This is a genomic window from Glycomyces dulcitolivorans (genome assembly GCF_003265355.1).
Classification (GTDB): domain Bacteria; phylum Actinomycetota; class Actinomycetes; order Mycobacteriales; family Micromonosporaceae; genus Glycomyces; species Glycomyces dulcitolivorans.
This window is the reverse complement of the sequence record NZ_QFRW01000062.1, coordinates 4,723-10,189: the sequence shown is the minus strand read 5'-3', so window position 1 is coordinate 10,189 and position 5,467 is coordinate 4,723. Positions and strand designations below refer to the sequence as shown.

The 5,467-nt window shown below is 73.9% G+C and carries 5 protein-coding genes and 1 pseudogene; 2 read left to right on the top strand and 4 right to left on the bottom strand.

The window, feature by feature from the left end; genetic code table 11:
- Positions 1-202 precede the first annotated feature (202 nt).
- A pseudogene (locus DI269_RS28560) lies at positions 203-457 on the top strand (LysR family transcriptional regulator); the annotation flags it as partial.
- Positions 458-498: 41 nt separating this feature from the next.
- Here DI269_RS28560 and DI269_RS04675 read toward each other — a convergent pair.
- Both DI269_RS04675 and DI269_RS04670 read right to left on the bottom strand, forming a co-directional pair.
- Positions 499-1,350, bottom strand: a complete 852-nt coding sequence (locus tag DI269_RS04675; RefSeq protein ID WP_157974762.1) for a serine hydrolase — start codon at positions 1,348-1,350, stop codon at positions 499-501.
- On the bottom strand, positions 1,347-1,907 hold the full coding sequence (locus DI269_RS04670; protein WP_198667148.1) for a hypothetical protein: 561 nt from the start codon (positions 1,905-1,907) through the stop codon (positions 1,347-1,349). The genes DI269_RS04675 and DI269_RS04670 overlap by 4 nt, the downstream gene beginning before the upstream one ends.
- Positions 1,908-2,003: 96 nt before the next feature.
- On the opposite strand from DI269_RS04670, the gene DI269_RS04665 reads away from it, so the two are divergent.
- Positions 2,004-2,333, top strand: coding sequence for a hypothetical protein (locus DI269_RS04665; protein ID WP_115509833.1), 330 nt, complete (start codon positions 2,004-2,006; stop codon positions 2,331-2,333).
- Here the strand turns inward: DI269_RS04665 and DI269_RS04660 are convergent.
- Together DI269_RS04660 and DI269_RS04655 are read right to left on the bottom strand one after the other, a co-directional pair.
- Positions 2,320-4,755 (bottom strand): S8 family serine peptidase, encoded by a 2,436-nt coding sequence (locus DI269_RS04660; protein ID WP_112133958.1) that lies wholly within the window; start codon positions 4,753-4,755, stop codon positions 2,320-2,322. The two genes, DI269_RS04665 and DI269_RS04660, sit on opposite strands and share 14 nt — an antisense overlap.
- Positions 4,756-4,805: 50 nt before the next feature.
- Positions 4,806-5,467 (bottom strand): MFS transporter (locus tag DI269_RS04655; protein WP_157974764.1); only part of this gene is annotated, 662 nt, incomplete at its 5' end.

Sequence of the window (5,467 nt, the reverse complement as noted above, 5' to 3'; positions counted from 1 at the left end):
GGCCTGGGCCGCGGCGACGCCGCCCCCGGCGGCGGCCGCGGCGACGGCGGCGACGCCGGTGCCCTTGAGGAGGTTGCGGCGCCGCAGCGCCGGTGATCGGTTCTCGGTCATCGCGACAGTCAAGCCGGACGGGTCCGTCCTGTCCAATATCAACGCGCTTATGGGGTCATATGCGGATTGATATCGTGGCTCGGTGGACATCATGCGGCATCTGGAGTGCTTCCTCGCGGTCGGTGAAGAACGTCACTTCGGGCGGGCCGCCGAGCGGCTGGGCATGGAGCAGCCGCCGCTGAGCCAGCGCATCCGGCGGCTGGAGAAGGAGCTGGGCGCGGAGCTGTTCGACCGCTCCGGCGGGCAGGTGGCGCTGACGGCGGCGGGGAACGTGCTCATGCGAGAGGCCCCGGCGCTACTGCGCCAGCACCAGCGGATGCGGACCCTGGTGAAGCGGGCCGGCGAGACCGACCCGGCGGACCCGCCGCGGCCGTGGAGCTCGATCTACTAGCCGAGGGCCTCGGTGAGGGCGAGGGCGGCGCGGCTCATCGCGAGTTCGACCTCGCGGAAGTTGCGCCTGGTGGGCTGGGCGGAGACGGCGATGGCGTGGCGGCGCCCGTCGGGCCACTCCCACACGGACACCTCGTTGAGCCAGCCCGGCAGCGACCCGGAGCGGCCGTGGACGACGACGTCGCTGGGGGCCAGGCGCGAGAGGCGCCCGCCGGTGAGCTGGCGGCCCATCCAGGTGCGCATGTCGGCGGCGATCGGCGCGGGCCCGTTCCAGACGTGGCGCGCGAACGCGGTGAGGTCGGCGCAGGTGGAGACGTTGGTGCGGGCGGGGTCCCAGGCGCTGGTGGCGCGGAGGTCGGCGGTGGAGACCGCGCCGGAGTCGAGGACGTGCGCGAGGGCCTGGAGGTCGGCGATGTCGAGGTCCCGGGCGACGTCTTCGAGGATGGCGCGCGGCGGTCCGATGAGCCGGGTGCCCTTGAGCCCCAACCGGCCCGGGAGGCTCCGCAGGGACCCGGCGCCGATGCGGGCGGTGACGAGGTCGGCGGCGGAGTTGTCGGAGACCTCCATCATCAGCGAGGCGAGGTCCCACACGCTGATCTGGCTGTCGTACCGGAACCCGGCGGTCCCGGTACCGCCGAGCCGGTCGGCGGCCGTCACGCGGACCATCGCGGCCGGGTCGACCAGACCCTCCTCGACCTGGCGGCGGAACTCCCAGGCGATGAAGAGCTTGACGACGGACACGAGGATGACCGGCTCGTCCTCGCCCACCCCGATCCCGCGCCCGTCCGAGAGGTCCCGGACGTGCGCCTGGGCGCGGGCCCCGAGCGGCGCGAAGAACTGGTCGATCACGGTGCGGCCCAGCCGGTGAGCCGCACGACGTCCTCGGCGATCTCGGGGACGGCCCGGTAGTCGGTGGGCACGCGGTGGACCCAGTCGGGGGCGTGCTCCTCCAAGTGGGCGGCCATGAACGCGCTGCGCTTGAGGTGGGCGTCGAGCTCGCCGCCGATCTCGCGACCCCGCAGGCGCGCCTCGGCGGTGGCGTCGCTCGCGGTGAGGAGCGCGCCGATCGCGGTCACGGTCCCGCCCATGGCGGCGGTGAGCATGTCGGCTTCGATGACGGCGACGGTGTTGCAGTAGACGAGGCGGGTCCGGCCGAGGTCGCGGTAGTTGCCCCAGACGGAGGCGAGGTTGCGGGCGGTGATCTCCGTGCGGGCCGGGTCGTCGGGCGGCGCGGGGTGGACCTGGTCGAGGAAGTCGCCTTCGATGAAGGCGTGGGCGACGCCGAGGTCCTGGAGGCGGCTGGAGACCGCCCAGGCGGTGGTGGACTTGCCGACCCCCGAGCGGCCACCAATGAGCAGGACACTGCTGAGCAGGACCTCGGAGGGCGGATCGGATCTTTCGGTCAACTGGCTCCCTTCGTCGGCCGTCCACGGTACCCGGCGGGTGCGACAGGAGGGCCGCGGGAGCGATGGCGGCTCGTGTCCGGTCCTAGAATCGGCCTCATGGAGGACGAGGGCCCGCTGCTGCGCGAGGTGTACCCGGACCTCGTCGCGGAGCTGGTGCGGCTGCTGGAGGACGAGGGCGAGCGGTACCTGTCGATCACGGTGCGGGACTTGCGGATCGTGGCCGAGTGCGGGTGCGGGGACGACTTCTGCCAGAGCCTGCGGACGGCCCCGCACCCGCCCGGCGAGCCGTACGGGCCCGGGCACCGGAACGTGCTGCTCGACCCCGACGAGGGGATGCTCGTCCTCGACGTGCTGGACGAGCGGATCGTCTACGTCGAGATCCTGTCCCGGCCCCCGATGACCCGCCGGGACGTCAGTCGGCCGTAGCCGGCTCGATCGGCCACAGCGCGTCCGCTCCCCCGCCCTCCGGCGCGCCGTTCGCGACCGCCAGCGCGAAGTCCTGCCGCAGGCCCCCGGTGGGGGCGGCGCCGGGCGAGTGCTGGGTGACCGAGACTCCGCGGACGCGGACCGTGTAGGCGCCCGCTTCCGGTGCGGCGACGGTGATCTGCTGGACGTTGTTGGTGACGCGGGTGACGGGGTTGTCGTCCCAGTTCAGGATCTCCCCCGAGGGCGTCTCGATCTGGAGGTACAGCTCGTTGACGAGCCCGCCGAGCCCTTCGAGGGAGGGCGCGTCGGTCCACACGAGGGTGGCCTTGAGCGGCGCGCCCGCCTCGGCGGCCTGGACGCGGAAGGTGCGGATCTCGCCGGTGGCGACGGCGTGGGCGGGGGCGTCGGCGAAGCCGATGCGCTGCTCGGGGCCGACGGCCTGGGCGACGTCGACGCGCCCGAACCCGGAGACGGGGTTGGGTCCGGCGGGGATCTCGCCGGGGTACTGGCCGGGGATGGCGACGGCGCCGTTGACCAGGAGCGCCTTGAGGAGTGCGCCGGAGGGGCGGCGGCCGTCCTCGACGTGCCCGGCTTCGGCGAGGCGCTGGCGCACGAGCGCGGCGGCCCCGGCGACGAGCGGGGTGGCCATGCTGGTGCCGCCGCTCCAGCAGTAGCGGTCGCGCAGCGGGTGGTCCTCGGGCAGGCGTCCCCACAGGGGTTCGCCGTCGCCGTCGTAGACGGAGGTGAGCATGGAGAGGACGTTGGTGCCGGGGGCGACGACGTCGGGTTTGATGCGCAGGTCGTCGGTGGGGCCGCGGGAGGAGAACGCGGCCATGCCGTCGATGTTGTCCGAGACGTGCCCGGCGGCGCCGAGCTTGGGGTAGCCCGACCAGTCGCTCCAGTTGCGGTCGAGGCCGGGCGCGGGGTCGGAGCCGGCGGGGCGGTCGTTCTCGGTGGCGCCCACGGTGAGGCAGTTCTTGGCGGTGCCGGGCGAGCCCATGGAGTCGCGGTCGATCTGGCCGTCGGCGTTCGCGTCCTCGCCGTCGTTGCCGGCGGCGAAAAGGACGAGCATGTCGGGGTGGGTCCAGGTGAACGCGTCGACGGAGCGGGCGTTCTGGCTGTACTCCCCGGCGAGGGGCGCACCCCAGGAGTTGGTGTGGACGCGGGCGCCGGCGTCGTAGGCCTCGGCGAACAGCGCGGCGATGTCGCCGGGGATGCCGTAGAGCCCGGACTCCGGCGGGGGCCAGGGGAACGTGAAGGGCTGGAGTCCTGAGGCGGCGAGTTCGGCGCGGGACTTCCAGCGGATGCGCTGCGCGATGGCCTGGAAGAAGACCTGCGCGCCGGGGGCGATCCCGGCGGGGACGGGCCCGGCGCCGGCGAGGCGGGCGGCCTCCCCGTTGCCGAGGACGGAGCCGGTGACGTGGGTGCCGTGGCCGGACTCGATGTCGGCGGGCCCGTCGTCGTGGGAGGGCGGGTCGTTCGTGAAGGGCGCGAGGACGTTCCGGGTGGGCCAGGAGGAGATCCCGGCGATGCGGCCGCGCACGTCGGGGTGGACGGTCTCGGGGTCGCCGTTGTCGAGCCCGGAGTCGCAGACGGCGACGATCTGGCCCGCGCCGGTGAGCGGGAGGCCCGCGAATACGTGGCCCTCGGGGACGCCCATGACGGCGGCGGCGCGGTCGTTGCTGGTCTGGGAGAAGGCGTAGGGGACGATCGCCTGCACGCCTTGGAGGTCGGCGAGGTCGCCGATGAGGGTGCGGGGCAGGCTGGCGACGACCGAGGAGGGCAGGACGGTGAGGACGGTCCCGCCGGAGCGGCGGATGCCGAGGGCCAGTGCGGTGGTGTCCTCGCCGGGGAAGACGGAGACCTCGACCATCTGGAGGTCGTCGTCGGCGAAGTCGCCGGGGTCGACCGCGGCGAGGTAGGCGGCGTCGAGCTGGCGGCGGGGCCGGTTGTGGATCTTGGAGGAGATCTTCATGGCGGGCCGGTAGGGGGTGACCTCCTCGACGCGCGGGAGTTCGCGGATCGCCTGCACGCGTTCGGGGAGCGCGCCGACGAGGAGGGTGAACCCGGAGAGGCTGCCGTGGATCTCGGCGCCCGCGTCGGTGAGTTCGGCGAGCCAGTCGGCGGTGGGCGGGCCGATGAGCTTGACGAGCCAGTACGCGGTGCGGCCGGGCTCGGGCTCGATGGCCACGTTCTCCTGCGCGGTGAGCGCGGCGGCGAACTCGAAGCTGGCGCCGGCGGTCTGGACGGGCTGCTCGGGCAGCGGCGCGGTCTCGACGCCGCGGTCGGCGAGGTCGCGGGCCTGGCTCGCGGTCGTCGCGACGAGCAGGGAGTCGGGGTACTCGGCGAGGACTTCCGCGCCGGTGTCGCGCACGGCGTCGCGGTCGCCGGGGGTGCGCAGGGTGACGAGGAGTTTCGACATGGGTGCCTTCTTCCGGAGAGGGGCGGTCGCCGACGGGCCGTCTTCTCAGGCTACGCGGGTTGCGTGACCGCCTGGGTGCGCAACGTATCCGCCGAACGGCTGAAAGCGGTGGTCGCGGGGAGGAACCGCTCGGTGCACAGCAGGATCAGCCCACCCGCGAGGACGGCGGCGGCGAGCGCGGCCCACAGCTGCCAGGTCCCGGCGTCGAGGAGGAGGCCGAGGAGCATGGGTGCGACGGTGCGGCACAGGGACCACGACAGCTGGTACACCGACAGGTAGCGGCCCCTGATGTGGTCGCGGGCGGCCTGGACCGAGAGGCTCTGGGCCGGGGCGGAGTGGATGAGCTCCCCGGCGGTGTAGACGACGGCGATCGCGAGCACCGCGACCGCGCCGCCGCCGAGGACGGGCAGGAATGCGAAGGCCCCGAAGGAGACCGCGAAGACGACGGTCCCGAGGGCGGCCCCGCGGGCGCGGCGGGCCCGGGCCATGGCGCGGGCGACGGGGACGCCGAAGACGGCCACGAGCGCGGTGTTGGCGGCGAACACGGCGCCCGCGAGCGCGTCGGGGAGGCCCACGTCGCGGGTGAGGAACACCGGGAGCGCGATGGCCTGCGCGGTGTACCCGAAGCCGATGAGGAAGTTCGCGGCCGTGAGCGCGAGGTAGGGCCGGTCGGCGAGGACCTCGCGGTAGCCGCCGCGGGCGGCCTCCGGTT

Bases quoted from the DNA above. Each gene is read 5' to 3' on its own strand.
- DI269_RS04665 (WP_115509833.1), top strand. From the start codon at position 2,004: ATGGAGGACGAGGGCCCGCTGCTGCGCGAGGTGTACCCGGACCTCGTC.
- DI269_RS04660 (WP_112133958.1), bottom strand. From the start codon at position 4,755: ATGTCGAAACTCCTCGTCACCCTGCGCACCCCCGGCGACCGCGACGCC.